Origin of the sequence: Kibdelosporangium philippinense (assembly GCF_021390435.2) — a bacterium.
Lineage (GTDB): Bacteria > Actinomycetota > Actinomycetes > Mycobacteriales > Pseudonocardiaceae > Kibdelosporangium > Kibdelosporangium philippinense.
Map to the genome: position 1 here is coordinate 725201 of NZ_JAJVCN010000002.1, position 21696 is coordinate 746896.

Annotated in this window: 25 protein-coding genes; 13 read left to right on the forward strand and 12 right to left on the reverse strand. The window is 66.1% G+C overall.

Features of this window, described 5'->3' with window-relative positions; all coding sequences use genetic code 11:
• Nucleotides 1-23 precede the first annotated feature (23 nt).
• Nucleotides 24-401, forward strand: coding sequence for a DUF3224 domain-containing protein (locus tag LWC34_RS22335; RefSeq protein WP_233727118.1), 378 nt, complete (start codon nt 24-26; stop codon nt 399-401).
• On the opposite strand, the gene LWC34_RS22340 is transcribed toward LWC34_RS22335, so the two are convergent.
• Genes LWC34_RS22340 through LWC34_RS22350 form a run of 3 tightly spaced genes read right to left on the reverse strand, consistent with a single transcriptional unit; the run spans nt 391 to nt 4233 of the window.
• A complete protein-coding gene (locus LWC34_RS22340; RefSeq protein WP_233727119.1) occupies nt 391-2190 on the reverse strand; it encodes a helix-turn-helix domain-containing protein in 1800 nt (599 codons plus the stop codon). The two genes, LWC34_RS22335 and LWC34_RS22340, sit on opposite strands and share 11 nt — an antisense overlap.
• Entirely contained in the window at nt 2156-3478 is a 1323-nt protein-coding gene (locus tag LWC34_RS22345) for an MFS transporter (protein WP_233727120.1), read from the reverse strand. The genes LWC34_RS22340 and LWC34_RS22345 overlap by 35 nt, the downstream gene beginning before the upstream one ends.
• 14 nt (nt 3479-3492) lie before the next feature.
• Complete coding sequence (locus LWC34_RS22350; RefSeq protein WP_233727121.1) at nt 3493-4233, reverse strand: 3-hydroxybutyrate dehydrogenase; 741 nt, start codon at nt 4231-4233, stop codon at nt 3493-3495.
• Between the two features lie 126 nt (nt 4234-4359).
• Here LWC34_RS22350 and LWC34_RS22355 point away from each other — a divergent pair, with 126 nt between their 5' ends.
• Both LWC34_RS22355 and LWC34_RS22360 read left to right on the forward strand, forming a co-directional pair.
• Nucleotides 4360-4728 carry a TFIIB-type zinc ribbon-containing protein gene (locus LWC34_RS22355; RefSeq protein ID WP_233728817.1) on the forward strand — a complete coding sequence of 123 codons (369 nt, stop codon included), beginning with the start codon at nt 4360-4362 and terminating at the stop codon, nt 4726-4728.
• A 29-nt stretch (nt 4729-4757) separates the two neighbouring features.
• Entirely contained in the window at nt 4758-5378 is a 621-nt protein-coding gene (locus LWC34_RS22360) for a P-loop nucleotide/nucleoside kinase family protein (RefSeq protein WP_233728818.1), read from the forward strand.
• A gap of 116 nt (nt 5379-5494) precedes the next feature.
• Here the strand turns inward: LWC34_RS22360 and LWC34_RS22365 are convergent, their stop codons facing one another.
• Together LWC34_RS22365 and LWC34_RS22370 are read right to left on the reverse strand one after the other, a co-directional pair.
• A complete protein-coding gene (locus LWC34_RS22365; protein WP_233727122.1) occupies nt 5495-6160 on the reverse strand; it encodes a hypothetical protein in 666 nt (221 codons plus the stop codon).
• Between the two features lie 5 nt (nt 6161-6165).
• Nucleotides 6166-6582 carry a helix-turn-helix domain-containing protein gene (locus tag LWC34_RS22370; RefSeq protein WP_233728820.1) on the reverse strand — a complete coding sequence of 139 codons (417 nt, stop codon included), beginning with the start codon at nt 6580-6582 and terminating at the stop codon, nt 6166-6168.
• 138 nt (nt 6583-6720) lie between these two features.
• Here LWC34_RS22370 and LWC34_RS22375 point away from each other — a divergent pair, with 138 nt between their 5' ends.
• From LWC34_RS22375 to LWC34_RS22390, 4 genes are all read left to right on the forward strand, one after another.
• Nucleotides 6721-7863 (forward strand): methyltransferase domain-containing protein, encoded by a 1143-nt coding sequence (locus tag LWC34_RS22375; RefSeq protein ID WP_233727123.1) that lies wholly within the window; start codon nt 6721-6723, stop codon nt 7861-7863.
• A 102-nt stretch (nt 7864-7965) separates the two neighbouring features.
• Complete coding sequence (locus LWC34_RS22380; RefSeq protein ID WP_233727124.1) at nt 7966-8259, forward strand: DUF2516 family protein; 294 nt, start codon at nt 7966-7968, stop codon at nt 8257-8259.
• Nucleotides 8253-8960 carry an alpha/beta fold hydrolase gene (locus LWC34_RS22385; protein WP_233727125.1) on the forward strand — a complete coding sequence of 236 codons (708 nt, stop codon included), beginning with the start codon at nt 8253-8255 and terminating at the stop codon, nt 8958-8960. Before LWC34_RS22380 ends, LWC34_RS22385 begins: the two co-directional genes overlap by 7 nt.
• Entirely contained in the window at nt 8957-9505 is a 549-nt protein-coding gene (locus tag LWC34_RS22390; RefSeq protein WP_233727126.1) for a YbaK/EbsC family protein, read from the forward strand. Before LWC34_RS22385 ends, LWC34_RS22390 begins: the two co-directional genes overlap by 4 nt.
• Here the strand turns inward: LWC34_RS22390 and LWC34_RS22395 are convergent.
• From LWC34_RS22395 to LWC34_RS22405, 3 genes are read right to left on the reverse strand one after another with little or no spacing between them, the layout of a single operon-like run.
• Nucleotides 9494-10594, reverse strand: a complete 1101-nt coding sequence (locus LWC34_RS22395; protein WP_233727127.1) for an LOG family protein — start codon at nt 10592-10594, stop codon at nt 9494-9496. The two genes, LWC34_RS22390 and LWC34_RS22395, sit on opposite strands and share 12 nt — an antisense overlap.
• 9 nt (nt 10595-10603) lie before the next feature.
• A complete protein-coding gene (locus tag LWC34_RS22400) occupies nt 10604-11833 on the reverse strand; it encodes a hypothetical protein (protein WP_233727128.1) in 1230 nt (409 codons plus the stop codon).
• Nucleotides 11830-12414: an RNA polymerase sigma factor gene (locus LWC34_RS22405; RefSeq protein WP_372496566.1), complete on the reverse strand. Its 585-nt coding sequence runs from the start codon at nt 12412-12414 to the stop codon at nt 11830-11832. Before LWC34_RS22405 ends, LWC34_RS22400 begins: the two co-directional genes overlap by 4 nt.
• Nucleotides 12415-12474: 60 nt before the next feature.
• On the opposite strand from LWC34_RS22405, the gene LWC34_RS22410 reads away from it, so the two are divergent.
• Complete coding sequence (locus LWC34_RS22410) at nt 12475-13356, forward strand: fumarylacetoacetate hydrolase family protein (protein WP_233727129.1); 882 nt, start codon at nt 12475-12477, stop codon at nt 13354-13356.
• Nucleotides 13357-13467: 111 nt separating this feature from the next.
• Here LWC34_RS22410 and purU read toward each other — a convergent pair whose 3' ends face one another.
• The 4 genes from purU to LWC34_RS22430 are packed head-to-tail and all read right to left on the reverse strand — an operon-like array spanning nt 13468 to nt 16367.
• Nucleotides 13468-14328: a formyltetrahydrofolate deformylase gene (gene purU / locus LWC34_RS22415; protein ID WP_233727130.1), complete on the reverse strand. Its 861-nt coding sequence runs from the start codon at nt 14326-14328 to the stop codon at nt 13468-13470.
• A 14-nt stretch (nt 14329-14342) separates the two neighbouring features.
• The gene (locus tag LWC34_RS22420; protein WP_233727131.1) at nt 14343-15080 is read right to left on the reverse strand and encodes a maleylpyruvate isomerase family mycothiol-dependent enzyme; all 738 of its coding nucleotides are present in this window, start codon (nt 15078-15080) and stop codon (nt 14343-14345) included.
• 10 nt (nt 15081-15090) lie between these two features.
• Nucleotides 15091-15897, reverse strand: a complete 807-nt coding sequence (locus LWC34_RS22425; protein ID WP_233727132.1) for a class I SAM-dependent methyltransferase — start codon at nt 15895-15897, stop codon at nt 15091-15093.
• A complete protein-coding gene (locus tag LWC34_RS22430; RefSeq protein ID WP_233727133.1) occupies nt 15876-16367 on the reverse strand; it encodes a DUF2505 domain-containing protein in 492 nt (163 codons plus the stop codon). The genes LWC34_RS22425 and LWC34_RS22430 overlap by 22 nt, the downstream gene beginning before the upstream one ends.
• A gap of 25 nt (nt 16368-16392) precedes the next feature.
• Between LWC34_RS22430 and LWC34_RS22435 the strand changes: the two genes are divergently transcribed.
• The 5 genes from LWC34_RS22435 to LWC34_RS22455 all read left to right on the forward strand — a co-directional run bounded on the left by LWC34_RS22435 (nt 16393) and on the right by LWC34_RS22455 (nt 21324).
• On the forward strand, nt 16393-17481 hold the full coding sequence (locus LWC34_RS22435; RefSeq protein WP_233727134.1) for a UDP-N-acetylmuramate dehydrogenase: 1089 nt from the start codon (nt 16393-16395) through the stop codon (nt 17479-17481).
• 80 nt (nt 17482-17561) lie between these two features.
• Nucleotides 17562-18740 carry a L,D-transpeptidase gene (locus LWC34_RS22440; RefSeq protein ID WP_233727135.1) on the forward strand — a complete coding sequence of 393 codons (1179 nt, stop codon included), beginning with the start codon at nt 17562-17564 and terminating at the stop codon, nt 18738-18740.
• The gene (locus LWC34_RS22445) at nt 18704-19570 is read left to right on the forward strand and encodes an alpha/beta fold hydrolase (protein WP_233727136.1); all 867 of its coding nucleotides are present in this window, start codon (nt 18704-18706) and stop codon (nt 19568-19570) included. The genes LWC34_RS22440 and LWC34_RS22445 overlap by 37 nt, the downstream gene beginning before the upstream one ends.
• A gap of 3 nt (nt 19571-19573) precedes the next feature.
• Nucleotides 19574-20848 (forward strand): D-inositol-3-phosphate glycosyltransferase, encoded by a 1275-nt coding sequence (gene mshA / locus LWC34_RS22450; RefSeq protein WP_233727137.1) that lies wholly within the window; start codon nt 19574-19576, stop codon nt 20846-20848.
• Nucleotides 20845-21324 carry a type III secretion system chaperone family protein gene (locus LWC34_RS22455; protein ID WP_233727138.1) on the forward strand — a complete coding sequence of 160 codons (480 nt, stop codon included), beginning with the start codon at nt 20845-20847 and terminating at the stop codon, nt 21322-21324. Before mshA ends, LWC34_RS22455 begins: the two co-directional genes overlap by 4 nt.
• The last annotated feature ends 372 nt before the right edge of the window (nt 21325-21696 follow it).

The following is a 21696-nucleotide window of genomic DNA, read 5'->3' on the forward strand; positions in this document are numbered from 1 at the left end:
GTACGGCAGGCATGCTCAACCCCATGAACACCTTCGAATGCACCGCATGGGACGAGAGCGTGTACGCCGGGGCCGAGGACGGCGCCAAGATCGGCGACGCGAAGATGACCTTCCGGTACGCCGGAATCCTTGACGGCGAAGGGAAATCCGCCGGTCTGCTGATGTACACGGCCGACGGGTCCGGCAATGCGACCGGGGCCGAGCTCTTCACCGGCACCATCGATGGCAAGAAGGGCACCGTGATCCTGCGGACCACCAACACTTTCAACGCCGAAGGCGTCACCGGGACCTTCGAGATCGTGCCGGCAACGGGCACCGGCGAGCTGGAAAACGCCAAGGGGCACGGCAGTTACACCATGAAGATGGGCACGATGTCCACTGAGTACACGTTCACCGGCTGATTGTCAGTATCCGCAGGGCAAGCTGGATCTCCAGCGCGCGGTCGGGTGTATTCCAATCCGGCCCGAGCAGTGACGCGATCCGGTCGAGCCGTTGCACCACCGTGTTCACGTGTACGTGCAACACCTCTTTCGTGGCTGTCAGGCTTGAGCCACAAGAGAAGTACGTTCGCAGGGTCCGGGCCAGCTCGGTGCCGCGGCGCGCGTCGTAGTCAAGCACGGGACCCAAAGTGCGTTGGGCGAATCCTGCGACGTCGGCCCGGTCGCCGAGCAGGACCCCGACGAAACCCAAGCCGGACAAGGAAGCACCGGTTCCGTCCAGCCCCAACGTGCGCAGCGCGCGCAAGCAACGACCGGCTTCCGCGTAGGCCGCGGCCAGTTCGACGGGTCCGGTCGCAGCCCCGGCCGCGCCGACGGTCACTGGGCATCCAACGGCCGCGGTAAGTGCTTGCGCGACTTTGTCTGGGTCGGCATCGGGCGTCAGCAACACCACCTGCTCCGCGTGCACACCTACCAATGCCGCTTGACCCGTTGCGGCTGCGGCGAGACGACCGCGGGAGACGCCGTCCGCATGCGCGATCAGGACGCTGTGCGGCGCGGCGAGATTCACGCCAAGCCGACGGCCGCGCGCGATCAAGGCACCAGGATTACGGTCGGGCGCCGTGAGCAAGTCCGTCAGCAACTCGCCGCGCACCTGCTCCTCCGCCTGCGCGACGGACCGCCTGAGCAGCAGCAACAGCGCTGTCACCTGGCCCGCGCGCTCGAACAACAGCCGGTCCTCGTCGCTCAACGCGGGCCGCCGGGTCAGTACCAAACTGCCGAGAAGTTCCGGTCCGGCCAGGACCGCGCACACCCAAATGTCCCCTTGGGACACCGCACGGCCACTGGCGTGCGCCCGAGCTGTCGCTTGTGCGGGCGGGGCGACGGACATGCCGACGCACGCCAGCTCGACCCCGGCCGCGTCGTGCAGCACGATCCCGCCATCGAGTACTTGGGCGACCGCCGCGGCGACCGACTGGAAGTCCGCGCCACGCAGGACCAGCGCCGTGAGCTGGTCGTGGACCTCCCCGGCGCGCCTGATCGACAAGTTGGCCCTGCGGGTTTCGGCCAGCAGGTGCGCGTTGTCGATCGAGATCGCGGCCAGGTCGGCCAAGGACGACAGAAAAGCGCCTTCCTCCGGCGAGAATGTCCGCGCCGCGCGATCGGCCGCGTACAGCACGCCGATCACCCTGCGCCCCAACGTAAGCGGGACGCCGATGATCGACACCAGGCCTTCCTCGCGGACCGCCGTGTCGATCGCGTTCGTGTGCTTGAACCGCGGATCGGACAGATAGTCCGGCGACGCGTACGGTAGTCCGCTCTGCGCGACCAAACCGCCGAGCCCATCCCCGATGCCCAGCGAAAGTTGTTGGAACAGCGCGGAAACCGAACCTTCGGTGACCCGCATGTACGTCTGGCCGCCAGCGGAGTCGTTCATGGTCAGGTACGACACGTCGACGCCGAGCAGCAACCGCACCCGGTGCACGATCTGCTGCAACACGGCTTCCGGGTCACGCAATCGCGCCAGGTCATTGGCCGTGTCGACCAGCGCGGACAGTTCGGTTTCGCGGCGCTGGTGCGCGAGCAGCTTGTGCCGGACGCGCAGCGCGGCCTCGGTCGCGGCTTCCCACTGCGCGGCCTGGTCCGGCGACAGACCGACAGCGCGGGTGGCGGCGAGCTTGGCCAGCTCAGTGCCATCCGCGCTGTCGGCTAGCAGCTCAAGCAGTTCCCGATACGCTCGCACGCACGTCATCCTGTCCCAAATGCCTGCCCCGCGTCTCGCTGGCGAGCACCACGGCGACCACCGTGATCAGGCACATCGCCGCGACGTAGATCGAAACCGGCAGCACCGAACCTGTATCGACCAGCAACGCGGTCGCGATCAACGGGGCCACCGCACCTGCGCCGAGTGACGCGAGCTGGTACCCGATCGACGCGCCCGAGTACCGCACACGGGTGTCGAACAGCTCGGAGAAGAACGCGGCCTGCGGCCCGTACATCGCGCCGTGCAACAACAGACCGAGCGTCACGGCCAGCGCGATCACCCAGAACGACTTGGAATCCAGCATCGCGAAGAACACAAACGCCCACACACCAAGGCCAATCGCGCCGAACAGGTACACGCCACGGCGGCCGACCCGGTCCGACAACGCGCCCCACACGGGAATCGAGACCAGGTGCACGGCCGACGCGATCACGACCGCGTTGAGCCCGGTGGACCGGGACATCCCGAGCTCGGTTGTCAGGTACACCAGCAGGAATCCGGTGATGATGTAGTACGTGCCGTTCTCCGCGATCCGGGCGCCCATCGCGATCAGCACCTCGCGCCAGTTGTGCCGCAAGACCCGGACGATCGGCGCCTTCTCTGGCTTGTCACCCGCTTTTGCTTGTGCGTCAAGGAAAATCGGCGACTCCTCGATACTGATCCGGATCCACAGCCCGATCAGCACGAGCACAGCGGACAGCAGGAACGCGATCCGCCAGCCCCAGGCCAGGAAAGCCTCGTCGGACTGCGTCGCGGCCAGAATCGCCAGTACGGCCGTGGCCAGCAGGTTTCCCGCGGGAACGCCTGCCTGCGGCCAGGATGACCAATAGCCGCGCCGGTCAGCCGATCCGTGTTCGGACACGATCAGCACGGCGCCGCCCCACTCGCCACCGATCGCGAAACCCTGTACCAGTCGCAGGACCGTCAGCAGGATCGGCGCGGCGATGCCGATCGTGGCGTAACTGGGCAGCAGCCCGATCAGGAAGGTCGCGACTCCCATCATCAGCAGGCTGATGACCAGCAGCTTCTTCCGGCCGAGCCGGTCGCCGTAATGGCCGAACACCAGCCCGCCGAGCGGCCGGGCGACGAAACCGAGCGCGTACGTGCCAAGCGACAGCAGGATGCCGTTGGTCGGGTTGGAGGTCGGGAAGAACACCTTGTTGAAGACCAGCGTCGCGGCCGAGGTGTACAGGAAAAAGTCATACCATTCGACCGTGGTGCCGATCATGCTGGCGCCGATGATCTTGCGTAACGAGCCAGGGCTGGTGGTCGTCATTGGCCACACCTTCCTCAACTGGCGGTCCAGCCGCCGTCCATCGCGATGGAGGTGCCGGTGACGTGGCTGGAGTGCGGGCCGCACAGCCAGAGCACGACGTCGGCGACGTCTTGCGGTTCGATCAGGCGCTTGATCGCGGTGCGGTCGAGAATGACCTGCTCGACGACCTCGTCCGCGCTGATTCCGTGTGTCTGCGCCTGCGCGGCGATCTGGCCTTCGACCAGCTGAGTCCGCACAAAGCCGGGATTGACGCAGTTGCTGGTCACGCCATGCGGCGCGCCTTCGAGGGCAGCGACTTTGCTCAGCCCTTCCAGAGCGTGCTTGGCGGCGACGTAACCCGATTTGAACGCGCTCGCCCGCACCCCGTGCACGCTGGAGATGTTCACGATCCGGCCCCAGCCGCGCTCGTACATGTGCGGCAGGGACCGCTGGATCAGCAGAAACGGCGCGGTGACCATGACTTGCTGTAGCAGCGCGAACTTCGCGGGATCGAACTCGTGGATCGGCGCGACGTGCTGCAAGCCGGCGTTGTTGACCAGGATGTCGACGTTTTCGGGCAAGTCATCGACGCCTTCGGCCAGATCGACCTCGTGCGCCTCGCCGCCGATCTCGTCGGCGACGGCCTTGGCCGCCCGCCCGTCAAGATCAGCGATGTGCACCTTCGCGCCATTGGCGGCGAGTGCACGGGCGCACGCCAAACCGATCCCGTGTGCCCCGCCCGTGACGAGCGCTGTGTGAGGTACGCCACTGCTCATGCCTGTTCACGCTAGGTGTCCCACGGGGTGAGGGCCATGTGCGCTGACCACACAACCTGCTGCATCTATGTGTGGATTGTGGCCGGGATCGCGCATGCGGCTTCGACCATAAGTAGTGTGGGCGGTGTGATTTGCCCGAAGTGTCAGAACGCGATGCAGACCGTCGACCGTGGTGGCGTCCACCTCGACCAGTGCCAGGGCTGCCGGGGGATTTTCCTCGACCGTGGCGAGCTGGAGCAGATCCTCGCCGCCGAACAGCGCTATCAGCAGCAGTACGCGGCGCCTCCGCCCGTCGCTGCCCCGCCGCCCATGTACCGCGGCGACTCGGCCCCGCCTTACCGCGGTGGTCACGGAGGCTACAAAGACTCGGCACCGCCCTACGGCGGCGGCTACGGACACCGCGGCGACTCGCCGCCGCCGTACGGCGGTCACGGTGGCCACGGCTATGGGCACAAGCGCAAGCGTAAGAGCTTCTTGGAAGAGCTGTTCGACTGATCAAAGCGCCGGTGGACCTGAAAATCTGCATGGGCTGCGGCGCGCGAATGGACGCGCCCGCGGTCCAGGCCGATGAAGCTGTGCTGGTCTGCGCGGAATGTGGCCATCGGCAACCGTTCCTGCGGTTGCCGATGTTCGCCCTGACTGGCCCGAGCGGGACAGGAAAGTCGACGGTCAGCCGTCTGCTCACGCCCCTGCTCGGCGACCAAGTGATTGTGCTGGAACAAGACGTCCTGTGGACGGCTGGTCTGCGCGACCCGCACAACGACTTCCAGCTCTTCCGGTCAACATGGCTGCGAATGGTCGGGATGATCCATCAGAGCGGTAGGCCGGTTGTGTTGTGCGGGACGGTGGTCCCCGTGCAGTTCGAGGAAATTCCTGAGCGGCCGTTGATCGGGGACATTCATTACCTGGCGCTGACTTGCGACCGGGCGGTGATGCGCGAGCGCTTGCGGGCGCGCCCGGCCTGGCGCGAATGGGACGAGCCTCGGATCGACGAGATGCTCGAGTTCAACGACTGGGTCCGGCGCGAGGCAGCGACGATGAAGCCGCCCATGCGATTGCTTGATACGACTGGCAAACCAGTCGAGGAGACAGCTCGGGAAGTGGCCGACTGGGTCCGGGGGAAACTCCCAGCGTGCGACTCGTGAGTGGTTATCCGCGTTAGAACGCGGATAACCACTCACGAGGGTTGACGTGCGGAAAGCCCCGGCCGAGGGGCAGCCGGGGCTTTCCGATCGTGTGACGCTCTGCTGACTCGCCAGGATTACTTCTGGGTCGTCTTGCTGGCGGCGTTGGTCTTCGTGGTGGTCGTGGTGCTGCGGGTCGCGGCCGGCTTGCGGGCCGGTGCGGTGCGGTTGGCGACCTTCCGGCTGGTGCTGCGGACCTCGTGGGCGACCTCGTCACCCAGGTCTTCGACAGCCTCGGCGGTCTCGTCGGCGAACTTCTGGACCTCGCGGGCGGTCTTCTCGCCGACCGAGCGGGTCTTGCGGGTCACCTTGGCGAGCACCTCTTCGGCCAGCTCGCGGGCATCCGTCGCGACGTCACCGGCGCGCGCCTGAGCCTGGGCGATGGCGTCTTCCAGCTGGTCGACGACCTTCTTGACCTGCGGCTGGTCCTTGAACTTCGCGACGGCCTCTTCGCCCTGCTCGGCCAGCTTCTTGTAGAGGTTCACCGCTGCCTCGGTGTACTCCTCGATCGCCTTGCGCAGCTCGGCCGGCTCCAGCTTCGAGCGCAGCGAGTTCACGTCGCCTGGCACGTTCTGCACGGCCTCGCGGGCCTGCTCGGCGGCGGCCTCGGCACCCGAGCGGGCCTTGCCGACGGCGTCGATCACGGTCTTGGCCACCAGGTCGCCAGCGCCAACGGCGGCGAGCAGCGAGGTGCGGACGGGCTCGACGGCCTTGCGCACGTCTTCAGCGTTCGGACGGGTCATGTCACTCACTCCTCAGTGGGTTTCGTATTGTCCACATCGGACTTATCCACTGTGGACCCCAAAGCTGTTGAACGCAGTGCTGCGTTTTCCTTGCGGAAGGATTCGTAGACGTCAAGCAGCACTTGTTTCTGACGCTCGTTCAGTTCTTCGTCGGCCCTGATCGCGTCGGCGACCGGGCCCCCGGTCGGCAGGTCCAAAATCCCTGCCTGCACGTACAGCGCCTCGGCCGAGATCCGCAGGCCTTTGGCGATCTGCTGCAGGATCTCCGCGCTTGGCTTGCGCAGGCCCCGCTCGATCTGACTCAGGTACGGGTTCGACACGCCGGCGAGCTTCGAGAGCTGGCGCAACGAGATCTTCGCGTTGCTGCGCTGCTGCTTGATGTACTCACCGATGTCCCGGCCGAGATCGGCGACCTTGTCCATCGGCGACTGGTGTTCGTCTGTCACTCCTGGCCACCTCCTCTCGACACATCCCACGGTAGGCCGGAGTGCTAGCTATTGCAAGCGGGGTGCTTGCACTTCATCGGTGGGGTCGGTCACACCGGGCTACAGTGAGGGGCGATGAGCGTGAAAGCGGATGTGGAAGGCACCGCGGCGCGACTGCGGAGCCGGCTCGTCCGTGCGCTCATCCGCAACGGAACGCTCACCGACGTCAGCTGGCGGGACGCCTTCCTGACCGTCCCGAGGCACGCCTTCCTGCCGCGCTACTTCCAGGCGCGAGCCGGTCGATGGCAGGCGGTCGAGGAAGGTGACGAGGACTGGCTGACTCAGATCTACGCCGATCGCGTGCTCGTCACGCAGCTCGACGGCGACAGTTCGAGGTGGGCGGCCGCGCGCAACGACGGGCCTGTCTACGGCGCGCCGACCTGTTCCTCCAGTATGCCGACCATTATGGCGGTGATGCTGGAAGCCTTGCTGGCCGAGGAAAATCACCGCGTTCTCGAAGTCGGTACCGGCACCGGCTACAACGCGGCGCTGCTGTGCGTACGCCAAGGTGACAACCTTGTGTCCACAATAGACATTGACGAGTCGCTCGCCGGACCGGCGGAACGGCGCCTTGCCGAATGCGGTCTGCATCCGACCTGTGCGGTGACGGACGGAGTCAACGGCTACCCGCAAGGCGCGCCCTACGACCGCGTCCTGTGCACGTGCGCGGTCCCGCGAATCCCGCTGGCGTGGCTCGAACAAACCCGTCCGGGCGGCATCGTGGTGACCACGCTCAGCCGTCCGCTCGGAGCTGGGCTGGTGCGCATCATCGCGGGCGAAGGAGCCACAGGCGAAGGCAAAGTGCTTGCTGACGACGGTCGTTTCATGCCGCTGAGGGCGCCGCAGACCCACGAGGTCGCGTGGCCGGAGCCCGACGCGCCAGGCAGTTCACGGTCCACGGCCTTGCCTGCCGGGGTGATCAGCCCGACCAGCCCGTTCGAGTTCTTCGCGGGTCTGGAGCTGCCCGATGTACACGCCGCTGGCGCCGCGAGATGCGTGCTGCTGACGCATCCGGACGGCTCGTGGGTACGGCACGAGACTGATTACGTTGTGCAGTCGGGCCCGCGCAGGTTGTGGGACGAAATCGAGCAGGCCTACGACCTGTGGCAGACGCTGGGCGAGCCGCGGCGCGCCCGGTTCGGCGTCTCAGTGGATGGCGAACACCAGGAACTCTGGCTCGACGAACCCGCCGGAGGCTACCGCTGGCCGCTGGTCTGACCTGGACGAACGCGAAGAAATTCACTCAGTGGAAATCCGGGTGGCCTTTGCCAAGTCTTGACCATGTGGTCATAGCGTCGCGCGGCAACGTAGTCTGACAACGTGCCGAACATTGCCCTTTACATCGTGATGGCCATCAACTGGGCAGCGATCCCAGTCGGTGTGTTCGCGTTCGTGCACGCCCTGCTCCAGCGTGCCGATGCCTTCCAGGCGATCGACCGGATGACGAAACCGGCATGGCTCGGCATCACCGGCGGTGGCGCGGTGGCGCTCGCGCTGTTCTCGTTCGCCGACTTCACCATGATGTTCTGGATCGCCGGACTTGTCGCGGTGCTGGTCTACATCGTGGACGTGCGGCCGAGGCTGATCGAGGTGCAGCGCGGCAACCGGTGGTGAGCTGGCAGGCATACGGATCGGGCAACCCGGTCACCATCGTCGTCCCAGGTCTTGGCGCGACACCAGGAGAAGCGCGGATTCCCGCGTCCGGCCTGCCCGGAACCCGTGTCGTGGTCACGCTGCCGTCGCACGGCGATGAGCCGGACGCGCCGGAAGGCTACTGGCGTTACGAAACCATCGCCGCGGACGTCCTGAAAATCGCCGACGAGGTGAAAGCCCAGAAAGCCATTGGCGTTTCGCTCGGCGCGGCCGTCCTGACCAGGATCGCGGCCGAGAATCCGGACCGGTTCGACCGGATCGCCCTGCTGCTGCCCGCTGTTCTCGACCAGCCACGCGCGGCCGAGGTGCAAGCGGTGCTGCGTAAGCAGACCAGCGAGGACGAGATCGCCAAAACTTTGCCGACCGGTTACGCACTGGGTGACTACGTGCAAGCGCGGGCAAAGGCAATGCGCAGGTTGACCACGGCGATCGACGAGCTGGCGCCGCAGTTCCCCATTGTCGATCGGGAAGCGTTGCGGCACGTCACCGCGCCGACCCTGGTGATCAGCGCGGTTGGCGATCCGCTGCACCCGGCTGAAATCGCCGAACAGGTGGCGGCCGCGTTCGCCAAGGGACAGCTCGAAGTGTTCGATTCGACGGCGCCGTTGATCACTCACCGGGCTCAGCTGCGTGCTTTGCTGCAAGTAGCCTGGCGGGCATGACTTGGACAATCGCGGGCTCGTTGCAGGTCGAGAAGGCCACTGACCGGACCGATCTGCTTGCCGCGCCCGTCGCCACCGCGCTCGCTGCCCTCGACCCGAACGACGTCGCCCGCGTCGGGGTCGTGCAGATCGACCCGGACCTCGCCGACACCGCGCAGTTCTGCGAGGCCTACGGCTCCCCGATGGAAGCGTCCGCGAACTGTGTCGTCGTCGCAGGAAAGCGCGCAGGTGAGGAGCGTTTTGCCGCGTGCCTCGTGCTCGCGACGACCCGTGCCGACGTCAACGGAGTGGTGCGCAAGCGGCTTGACGTGCGCAAAGCGTCGTTCGCGCCAATGGACACCGCGGTCGAGCTGACCGGCATGGAGTACGGCGGGATCACGCCAGTCGGCCTGCCGGACGGCTGGCCGTTGTTGATCGACGCGGCCGTCGCAGCCGCGCCTGAACTCGTGATCGGCAGCGGAATCCGGGGCAGCAAGCTGCTCATCCCCGGCGACGTGCTCGCGAAGCTGACCGGTGCCGAGGTTGTCGAAAACCTAGGCCGCTGAGTACTTCTGGAGCAGATCCACGGCTTCGTCGACGTCATCGGTGACGAGAATCCACTGTTCCGCGTCACGCCCGCGCGCCAGTTGCTGCACCAACGGCGCGGCGGGCACGTCCGAGGTCCAGAAATCCTTGTCCAGGAACACCATCGGCGCCGCAGGACCGACCGACATGTAGTGGTTCTGCGTGTAGTCCTGGAAAACCTCCTGGACCGTGCCCGCGCTGCCCGGTGTGTACAGGACTCCGCCAGTCGCCACGGTCAGCAAGCCGTCTTCACGCACCGAGTTCGCGAAGTACTTGGCGTGCCAATGGCATGCTGGGTTCGGCGGCTCGTGCCCGTAGAACCACGTCGGGATGCCGATGGTCAGCGGTTGTGAATCGGGAACCTCGCAGGCGAGCCCGGCGGCGAGCCATCGGCCGATCTCTCCGGCGCCCTCGCCGAACCGCGGCGCTTTGGCCAGCTCAGCGTGCAACTCGTCGATGTGGTCCGGCGCGCGCACGCCGTACGGCACCGCTTCCATGGCACCGGGACCGCCGCCGGTCAGCACTGTGAATCCCGCGCGGCCCAACGCGGCGCCTAGGCGCATCGCGGCGAGGTAGCCAGCGGAGTCACGAGCAAGCGCATGTCCACCCATCACTGCGACTGGCGGATTCGATTGCGCCGCAAGCGTTTCACCGAGCGCTGACGTGATCGAATGGTCGTGCAGCCGTTCCGCCAACGCGTGCAAGGGATCTGGCAGGCGGCCTTGTTCCCTGCTGTGCTGGTAGATCCGCGCGTCCGGAGTGTCCGCATAGGACTCAGGACGCGCCGGGTCGAAGCCAGCGAACAGCTCGGCCGGGGTGTACAGCGTGGTCCGGTAGACGCGATACGGCAGGTCAGGGATGTCCGGGAAAATCAACGCTCCGGCCGCTTCAGCCTGGCGGCGCGTCCTGCTCGACAGCTCGCACCCCAGCAGCACGGCGCCGTCCATCGCAGTACGGAGCAGATCGTCCTCACCGGTCAGATCCAGCCCGATGAGCACGACATCGCGCAGGTCAAGCCCGGCCGCACGGTGTTCGCGCAACGTGGCGAGGTCGGTGATCTCGGTCCGCATTGGCGCAGCTTACTTCGGCTGCAGGTAGCGCAGGAGCGGCCCGGAGTGGAACATCGTTTCGTTGATGTCGAACAGCTGCACCGTCGGTGGGGTGCGGCTGTTGGCAGGCACCCCATCCGGCACGATCACCAGGAATGTCGCGTTGGCGATGTCGGCCGATGCCGTGGCCTTGCCGTCCCAGTCGATCTGCATCCTCCTGGTGCGCGCGGGCACAGTTCCGCCCAATGTCGCCAGTGGCTTGTTCCCGGTGTAGAGGAAACCGGTGTCGACCCCGATCGGCACCTCCGGGTTGATCACCGACAAGGGGGCGCCGAGCAGGAAACGGCCGGTGTGCGAGCCAGCCTCACGAACACCCTGCAGAGAGCAGCTCGCGATCCACGTCTCACTGCGGGCCATCGTCTGAACCGCCCCGTCCCTGGTCACCTGCGCACCCGGGCCGAAGGATCCCGCGCTCTGCAGCCCGCTGCTCGTGGATTCAGCGAGACATTGGTCAAGCTCCGCACCTCGTTCCGAGGTGCGGTCCTTGGCAGGCGCGGGCCGGTCGACCACGGTCACGGCGGGGTTTTGCGGCAGCGGCAGCTCAATGTCCGGCAGCGGCTCGCCCTCAGGGAAACGATTGTCCCGCTCAGCCCGCTTGACCAGCACCGGACCGTCCAGATGCGTCGCAGCGAGGTAAATGAACATGCCTTGCTCGTTGAGCACGAACCCGGGCGGGCGCGGGGGCTGGTAGATGCGGGCAGCAGGCCAACCCGGGCCCATCACACCGGCGACGATCCCGTTGGCGTCGAAAAGCAGAGCGGCTGTCTTGGTGCCCTTCGCGTACCTCGGCTCGGTCGTTGGAGCCGACACCGTGACGGTCGTTTCCGTTGTCTGGCAGAAGAACGGCGGTGCGTCGCTGGTGATGCCAACGACCGTGACCGGACTGTTCACCGAGGCGTGGGTTACGGCAACGCGCCACTGGTCGCGGTGCGGGTAGCGGCCGGTCTCACCGGACTTCTGGATCGCGGCCCAGCAACGGTCCATCGCGACACTCTCGGGCGTCGGCATGGCCAGTTCGACTGGACCGTCGGGTTTGTCAGTGATAACCAGCGCGCCCGCCGCGAGCAACGTGACGGCAGCCGCGACGCCAACCGGTGTGCGGTACCGCGGCTTGCGGATCCGGCGCTGCACCTTGCGGCGGATGCGGTCACGGACGTCATCGGGAATCGGCCCGTATGGCGGCAGGTCGATGTGGCTCATGACGTCTCCTCCAGCGTCGCCCGCAGTCGCGCTCGCGCCCTGGTGAGATTGGCACGGACCGTGGACTCGGTAACCCCCAGGACTTCAGCGGCATCCGCCGTGGACACGTCGCCCAACAGACAAAGCTGGACCGCGCGGTGCTCAGCCCGAGGCAACTTGGCGATCGCTTGCAGAACCTCGCGCAGCCGCTGCGTGTCGGCCAGTTGATCGATGACGAGATCGGCATGGTCAGGCACCACTTCGAGCTGCACCCGGCGCACGGCCCGGGAGAACCGCCCCAACCTGCGGCGTTCCGTGCGGACCAGGTTCGCGGCGACCGTGTAGAGCCAAGGCAGCGCGCTGTCGCGGACCAACGTGACTTCCGAGCGCTTGCGCCAGGCGATGTAGAACGTCTCCGCGGCAAGATCTTCGGCCAGTGACTGAGAGGCGGTCAGCCGGTAGCAGTAGTTCCAGACGGCCTGGATATGGCGTTCGAAGAGCACGCCGAACGCGGCCTCGTCCCCTCGTTGCCACAGCCCGCTGTCGAGTACGGCCGCATGATCGGTCGGCACCCGCACGGACACCCCCTCTACGCTGGTCACGTCCATATGTGGCCGTTGCGAGCGGGGCGCTGCGGGAAAGTTTCACGTTACGCTCGCGACGTGGAGAACATTCGCACCCGCGTGGTCAGGTTCACCGATCAGACCGGTCAAATCCACATCGGACTCGACGAAGGCGAGGTGATCAAGCGCCTGCCCGGCGAGTGGCGCATCGCGGACCTGCTGCGGGTCCGAGTGGACACTATGCGCGAGATGGTGGCGACGGCGAGCGCCGAGATTCCCGCCGAAAGTGTCCGACTGCTCGCCCCACTGGACGGCCTGACGGAAGTCTGGGCAGCGGGCGTGACCTACTCGCGGTCACGGGACGCCCGGGTTGAGGAAACCACCGAGCCGACTGTGTATGACCGCATCTACGAGGCCGAACGTCCCGAGTTGTTCTTCAAGGCACCGGCATGGCGTGTGGTGACTGATGGACAGCCGATCGCGGTCCGTGAGGATTCGGCGATCAACGTGCCGGAGCCGGAGCTCGGGCTCGTGATCAACGCTTTCGGTGAAATCGCTGGGTATGTCGTGGTCAACGATGTGAGCTCGCGGTCGATCGAAGGTGACAATCCGCTGTATCTGCCCCAGGCGAAGATCTATGCGGGCAGCTGCTCGGTGTCTTCGGGAATCGTGCCGGTGTGGTTGACCGACATTGCCGCGTTGGAGATCGGGATGTGGGTGTACCGGGCGGGAGCGGTTGTCTTTGAGGGGCGGACGTCGACTTCGTCGTTCCACCGGCCCGCTGCGGGCTTGGTGCCGTATCTGACGTCTTTCATGCGGTTCCCGGATGGTGTGGTGCTTTCCACTGGGACCGGGATTGTGCCCGAGCTGGACTTCAACCTGGCGCCCGGCGACACCGTGGAGATCCGGATCGAGAATGTGGGCAGCCTGACGAACACAGTGCTGCGGACTGCGGAATGGCTGGATAGCGTGGGGTCATGATCGGACGTGAAATCCGGTTGGCCGCCCGCCCGGTGGGTCAACCCACCTAAGGCCTGTCGTGAGTGATTACGCGTGTTCTAACCCTGCTAACCACTCACGAGGGCTGACCTGCTAGAACACGACGGTTTTGTTTCCGTGGACCAGGACGCGGTTTTCCAGGTGCCAGCGCAGTCCTCGGGCCAGGACGACCTTTTCGATGTCGCGGCCTTTTCGGACCATGTCGGGGATGCTGTCGGCGTGGCCTACTCGGATCACGTCCTGCTCGACGATCGGCCCCGCGTCCAACTCCGCGGTCACGTAATGGCAAGTGGCCCCAACGAGTTTCACCCCGCGCAAGTGGGCCTGGTGATAAGGCTTCGCGCCAACAAAAGAAGGCAGGAAGCTGTGATGGATGTTCAGCGCCCGCCCAGCCCACTCCGTGCACAGCTCCACAGGCAAGATCTGCATGAACCGAGCCAGCACGATCGCGTGCGGATCATGTGAAGCTACAAGGGAACAGACCTCAGCGAAAGCAGTTTCCTTGCCATCACGGGGAAACTCGACGTGATGGAACGGAATCCCGTGCGCCTCAGTGATTCCTGCCAGCGAAGCATGGTTGCCGATCACGGCAGGGATGTCTACGTCCAGCTCCCCGGACGCCACCCGGCCCAGTAGGTCGTACAAACAATGGGCTTCCTTCGACACCAGGATCACCACCCGGCGGCGCTCTCCGGTGTCGGTCACGGTCCACTCGCCACCAAGCTCCGCGGCGACCTCGGCGAACTGGGCACGAAGGGCGTCCATGCCGAACGGCAGCGAGGATGCCAGCACTTCCTGGCGGGTGAAGAACCAGCCCGTGTCCTGGTCCGTGTGGTACGCCGCCTCCACGATCCAGCCGCCTGCGTGCGCTAGGAACTGGGAGATTCGCGCGACGATGCCGGTCCTGTCCGGGCAGCCGAAGGTGATCACGTACCGGCGTTCAGGCTGGGTCATGACCGGAGATTCTTTCAGCCTCCGTTCACTGCTTGCATCATGTCGGAGCGGCCGTTGAAAATCGCATGACTTGGGCGCTTCCAGACCGCTCGGTATACCGCGTCCGCTGTTCCTGCCAGGGTTGCGTCGGCGTCGGTTGCCGCATCTTCGACTGGGCCGACTTCGACTACTCCGTCATACGCGCGCAGCAGCCAGGTTCTGCCTGCGTCGGCTGCATGGACGAGCAGTGTTCCCGCGACCGTCACCTCTGGACGTTTGGCCCGGGCTCGGTAGACCGACATGGTCGCCAGAGCTTCGTCTATCCCGTCCGCGGCCAGTTCCGAGTTGAACAGGAGCGTCGGGACTTTTTCCGACTTCGCGTGTTCGGCGTCCAGGCGGTGGATCGCTGTCTCGTGCGCTTGGCGACGGGCCCACCAGGCGAGCGTTCCCATGTGGGGGACGAAGCTCCAGGCTTGCTTGGCCGGGTCGTCCGCGCCAAGCCCCGCCACCATCTCGATACGTTTGGCGTCCCACCAGGCGAGCAACGAGTCCCAGTCAGCGGGAAGGTCTGCTCGGGGTGGCCGCTGGTCTCCCGGCGACAGCTTCAGGCCCTCGGTCACCATGTTGTGTACCTGTGCGATGTGCTCGACCAGGTCGCGGACCGTCCACTCTGGACATGTGGGGACCGGTGCAGACGGCCCGGCCTCGATCGCCGCGGCCTTCAGGCCCTCGGCTTGTTCCACGATGTGCGCCAAATACGTCTCGTGATCCACCTCGCCCAGCCTAGTGGAAGATTTCCCACGACAGGGTGACCTCGCCGAGCCGCCAGCGCTTCCTGTTGTCCAGTACCGGCCAGTCCGAGGAAAGCCGCCGCACTGTCTCCACCCAGCGGGCGCGTGGACCGTACGGGCTCAAAGGAGCTGCTGCGGCCCAATGGGTGTCCAACGCCGTCAGCAGGTCGTGAATTCGCTCGCCCGGGATGTTCTTGTGGATCAACGACTTCGGCAGACGTTCGGCCAAATCGGACGGTTGGGCAAGGTCAGAAGGCAAGCACGCCAACGTGAACAGGAACGGTCCGTCGGCAGACAGGGTCACCCAGCAGCAGCGCCTGCCGATCTCGTCGCATGTCCCCTCGACGAGCAAACCGCCCGGAGCCAAGCGGGACAACATCGTCTGCCACGCCGCCGCCGCGTCAGGCTCGGTGTACTGCCGCAGCACGTTGAACGCGCGCAACACCGTCGGCAGGGCGCCCGCAAGCTCGAAGCCGCCGCGTCGGAAGTCCAGAAACGGTGGATCGGCGGCGGCCTTACCGGCCTCGACCCGTTCCGGGTCCAGTTCGAGACCCAGCACCCGGACATCCGGCCGGACGGTACGCAGCCGCGCCGCGAGCTCGACCGTCGTCACAGGCGACGAGCCATAGCCAAGGTCGACCACGAGCGGATCGGGCGTGGAGCGCAGCGCAGACGCGACCCATGGCGTGCCGGTCATCCACCGGTCTACTTTGCGCAGCCGGTTCGGGTTCGTCGTACCGCGCGTCGGGACGCCGAGCGCACGGGCCCGGCCCGCCGCTAGCCGCGGTGTGCGAGCCATTTCTCGGTGAATGTCGCCTCGTTGGCCAGCAGCTTCAGCACCTGCTCGCCGATCGCCTTCTCGATCTTGCCACCGACAAGCGGGATGCTGACCTTGACCTCGAGCGATGTCACCCATTCCGAGCCGTCGGCAAGGTCGGACAGGCGCATTGTGCCGTTGATCTCGCCGGGCACGCCCTGCACGGAGGCCTTCACCGTGCCCGATTTGTCCGGGCGCCAGGTCTCAGTCCGATCAACGACCAGGTCACCCTTCAGCAAGGTCCGGACGGCTGAGGGAAGATGTTCCGCGGCAAGCCCCTGGCGTACCTGGAACGTCGTGGCCTGTGCCGACTCCGTGCGGTCCACGACGGAGGCGTTGTTGCCGCCGAGAGCTTCGAGCCGGTCGGTAAGAAACGCCGGGTCGACGACCGCGGCGTACACGGAATCGGCAGGGGCGGCGAACCGCGCCCGGTGCTCCATACGGCTAGGCATGAACCGGAGGTTACCGTTGACGCCCGTGACGACCTCGCGTCCCGGCACTGACGTCCGCTCGGCGGTACCGCTGAGCGGTTATACGACGCTACGCCTTGGCGGGCCGGCGACCAGGTTCATCGAAGCGAGAACCGCCCGAGAGGTGGTCGACGCCGTCCGCGCCGCCGACGACGCGGGCGAGACGCTGCTCGTGCTCGGCGGCGGATCGAACGTCCTGGTCTCCGACGAGGGCTTCGACGGAACGGTCGTGCACATCGCCACCAAGGGCGTCGCCGAGGACTGCACGACGCCCGGCCGCGTCCAGCTCACCGCCGAGGCGGGTGAGAACTGGGACGACGTCGTGGCCAAGACGGTCTCCGCGGGGCTCGGCGGCCTGGAGTGCCTGTCCGGCATCCCCGGTCTGGTCGGTGCCACGCCGGTGCAGAACGTCGGCGCGTACGGCGTCGAGATCTCCGAGGTGCTCCTGTCGGTCGACCTGCTCGACCGCGCGAGTGGCGAGGTCCGCACCCTGACGGCTGACCAACTCGGGCTCGCCTACCGCACGAGCGTGCTCAAAGGCACAGACCGTGCGGTCGTGCTGCGCGTGCGGTTCGAACTGGCGGACACGGGTATGTCCGCGCCGATCCGGTACTCGGAGCTCGCCAACACGCTCGGTGTCGCGCCGGGCGAGCGCGTGCCTGTCGACCGCGTCCGTCAGTCCGTGCTCGACCTACGGCGTGGCAAGGGAATGGTCCTTGACGAGGACGACCATGACACGTGGAGCGCGGGCTCGTTCTTCACCAACCCTGTGCTGCCACATGACGAACTGGCCGAGGCCGTGCAGCGCATCGCCGCGTATGTGGGCGAGGACGTGCGTATCCCGCAGTATCCGGCCGATGGCGGCGGCAAGTTGTCCGCCGCGTGGCTGATCGAGCGTGCGGGTTTCGTAAAGGGGTACCCAGGTCCTGGCAACCGTGTGTCGCTGTCGCACAGTCACACGTTGGCGCTGACCAACCGGGGCGACGGCACAACGGCGGACCTGTTGTCGCTGGCCAGGGAAGTCCGCGACGGCGTGCACAAAGTGTTCGGCGTACGGCTCGAAGCCGAGCCGGTCTTGGTGGGTGTCGCACTGTGACCCAGCTCACTTTAGGCACACCAGGCGCCCTTTTGTGCGTCTTTACGAGTAGATGGACGATGCGATAGACGGAGGTAGCCGTGCGGGCAGGACGAAGAACGGTCATCGGTGCGTTCCTGCTCTCGGCCGTAGTCGTCGTAGCCGGTTGTTCCACCACGGAGGCTGGCAACCCGAACGCCGTTGGCGAGGCTCCCGGAGACGGTGAGACACGCCCAGTGGCCAAGATCGTCGCCGACCCGGCTGGCGAGGCCAAGGACGTCGAGGTCGCCAAGCCCATCAAGTTCTCCGTCACCGACGGCACGCTCACCGAGGCCACGGTGACCAACGCCGAAGGCAAGGCGCTCAAGGGCGAGATCTCGGCGGACAAGCTGAGCTGGACCAACACCGACAAACCCGGCTACGGCAAGACGTACAACTACGTCGCGAAGGCCAAGGGCACCGACAACAAGGACGTCGAGCTCAAGGGCAGCTTCACCACGATGACCCCGGCCAAGCAGGTCCGCGCGACGCTCAACCCGGTCGACAACGCCACGGTCGGCGTCGGCATGCCGATCAGCGTGAAGTTCGATAGCGCGCCGCAGGACAAGGCCGCGGCCGAGAAGGCGCTCAAGGTCGAGACCTCACCGAAGACGAACATCGAAGGCTCGTGGGCGTGGATCTCCGCGACCCAGGTCGACTACCGGCCGAAGGAGTACTGGCCGGCCAACACCCAGGTCAAGGTCACGGCGTCGCTCTACGGCGTGAACTACGGCAACGGGCACGGCCGCGCGGACGTCACCAGCAAGTTCAAGATCGGCCGCAACCAGGTGCTCAAGGTCAACACCCCGGACCACAACCTCAAGGTCTACCGGGACGGCAACCTGGTCAACACGTACCCGTCGAGCAACGGCAAGGACGACGACCCGAACCTCAACACGCCGAACGGCACGGTCATCGTGATGGCCAAGGAAGAGGTCGGCGACTTCTCCAACCCGCGCTACGGCTACACCAACGTCAAGAAGAAGTGGGCCGTGCGGATCTCCAACCACGGCGAGTTCATCCACGAGAACGAGGAGAACCGGGCCAACATCGGCAAGAACAACACGTCGCACGGCTGCGTGAACCTCTTCGAGAACGACGCGAAGGCCGTTTTCGACGCCGTCCTGATCGGTGACCCGGTCGAGGTCACCGGATCGAAGGCAAACTTCCCCACGACATCGGACGTCAATGATTGGCTGTTCTCGTGGGACAAGTGGAAGAGCATGTCAGCGATCAAGTAACCCTGCACCAGGTCGTCGGGGGTAACGGGATTCGCCTCGCGGTCCGGACAGCCGGGCCGCCTGGCGCGCCCGCGATCGTCCTGCTGCACGGCTGGGCCCAGTCCAGCGCCGCCTGGTCGGCTCAGCTGGCCGACTCGACGCTGACGTCGAAGTATCGCCTTGCCGCCCCTGACCTGCGTGGACACGGATATTCGGACGTCGCCGACCCGGACGGCGGCTATTCGGACCCGGAAGCGTGGGCCGACGATGTCGCCGCCGTGATCGACCTGGTCGGCAAGCCGGTCGTGCTGGTCGGCTGGTCCTACGGCGGCGCCGTGATCACCGACTACCTGCGGTCGTTCGGCGACCAGGACCTGGCCGGGCTGGTGTTCGCCTCAGCGGCCGTCGAGGTCGGCCGCGACCGGCCAGGCGCCGGACCAGGCACGGCGATGCGTGCGGTGGTGCCGTACGTGAACCTCGAAGACCTCGACATGGCCGCTCGGGGTTTCACCGAGTTCGTGCGGGGCATGTCTGAAACACACCTGCCTGGTGAGGTGAGCCAGCGAATCGTCGGCGACGCCCTGCGGGTGCCATGGGAGGTCCGGCGAGCCATGTTCCGGCGGGATTTCGACAGCTCAGCGGTACTGCAGCTGGTTACTGTGCCGACCTTGGTCGCGCACGGTCAGTTGGACGCGGTAGTCAATCCCGCTGTGGCGGAGTACACAGTCGGGAAGATTCCAGGGGCCGAACTGCGTTGGTTTTCCAAGACCGGGCATATGCCCTTCGCCGAACGGACCGAGGAGTTCGACGGGATGTTGCTGGAGTTCGCCGACCGAGTCATGGGGGCATGAAGAGTGACTCGTTGGCTTCGGCCACCACGCCGCGTGGCGCTGCTGTCGGTGCACACGTCACCGCTCGAGCAGCCTGGGACGGGCGACGCGGGTGGAATGAACGTGTACATCGCCCAGACCGCGACCCGGATGGCCGAGCGTGGGATCGAAGTCGAGGTCTTCACCCGGGCTACCTCGTCCGAGTTACCCCCGGTGGCGGAATTGGCGCCAGGGGTCTTGGTCCGGCACGTGCACGCTGGCCCGTACGAGCCGCTCGACCGCAGCGAACTACCCGCGCAGTTGTGCGCCTTCACCGCGGGTGTCTTGCAGACCGAGGCGAACAACGAACCTGGCTTCTACGACCTCGTGCACTCGCATTACTGGCTGTCCGGCCAGGTCGGCTGGCTGGCACGGGACCGCTGGGGAGTCCCGCTCGTGCACACCGCGCACACCTTGGCGCGCGTGAAGAACGCCGCGCTTGCCGAGGGCGACACTCCTGAGCCGCGGACGCGTGAGATCGGTGAGCAGCAAGTCGTCGACCAGGCCGACAGCCTGGTGGCCAACACCGAGATGGAAGCAAACGACCTGATCTGCCAGTACGACGCCGACCCGGCCAAGGTCAGCACGGTCTCGCCCGGCGTCGACCTGCGGCAGTTCACGCCCGGCTCGCAGCGCGACGCCCGGGCCGCGTTGGGCCTCCCACGCGATGCCACGATTTTCGCTTTTGTCGGGCGGATTCAGCCGTTGAAGGCGCCGGATGTGCTGTTGCACGCGGCCGCCGAACTGCTGGCGCAGTGCCGGGTCGACCGGTCGAAGCTGGTCGTCCTGATCGTCGGTGGCCCTTCGGGGACTGGTCTTGAGCAGCCGCGCGCGTTGCAGGATTTGGCTGTACGGCTGGGAATTGAGGACTTGGTCCGGTTCATGCCACCCTTGCCAGGGCCCGCGCTTGCGAAGGTCTACCGTGCCGCGGACGCGATCGCGGTGCCTAGTCATAACGAGTCGTTCGGGCTCGTTGCCATCGAGGCTCAGGCCTGCGGCACGCCGGTCGTCGCGACCGATGTGGGCGGCTTGCGGGTCGCGGTGAACGACGGCGTTTCCGGACTGCTCGTGCCGGGGCATTCGTCGGTTGATTGGGCGCACGCATTGGCTCGATCCGCGGAGTCGCGCGAGAAGTTGTCTGTTGGCGCGCGTAATCACGCCAGGGCTTTCTCGTGGGACCACACCACCGATGAGCTGATCGGTGCGTACATGCAGGCTGCGGTAACGTTCCGTAAGGAGCGTTCGGAGGTGGCGTCGTGACCGATGTGGACGAAGTGATCAGGTCCACTTTGGACGATCGGGAGATCGCCTACGGCCGGCCGGAGCCGGGCAAGTTCTTCGTGACCCTGCCGGGAACCAAGAAGCTGCAGACTAACTGCTGGCTCATTGTCGGCGACCACGCGCTTGTGGTCGAGGCGTTCGTCTGCCGCCGCCCGGACGAGGCGCACGAAGAGGTCTACCGGTTCCTGTTGCGCCGCAACGCGAAGCTGTACGGCGTGCACTACACGATCGACAGCGTCGGCGACATTTACCTGCTGGGCAGGATCGGCCTGCACGCGATCACGCCGGACGAGCTTGACCGCCTGCTCGGCCAGGTCCTCGAAGCCGCCGACGGCGACTTCAACGTGCTGCTGGAGATCGGCTTCGCCACGTCGATCAAACGCGAGTGGGAGTGGCGCACCTCGCGCGGCGAGTCGCTGGCCAACCTCAAGGCCTTCGAGCATCTCAAGGACTGATTTGCCGTGAAGGTCACCTTCGCGGCGTTAGACGCGCGAGGGCCTCCCTTGGCGCGTTGGATGCCAATGCCAGGAATTTAAGGTTCGGAGTTCGATCGAGACTGTAGGCGGGCGCGGGCGGTTGACCTGCGATGATCTGTGGCTGGCGTGGGTGGGACTGGCCGCTCGGGCGAGGGGTGTGGGCATTGCGTGACGTTCAGGGGTGTGAGGGCCGAGTTGGGTGCGTTGAACGCCGTGAAGGTGGCCTTCACGGCATTGTGTTCCGTGGTAGGTGGGGCTGGTGTGGCATGTGTGACTGATGAGGCGATCTTTTGTCCTTAGTGGACCTTGAGGTGCTCGGAAGCGGGCAGCCCCGCGGACTTGGTCCAGTTC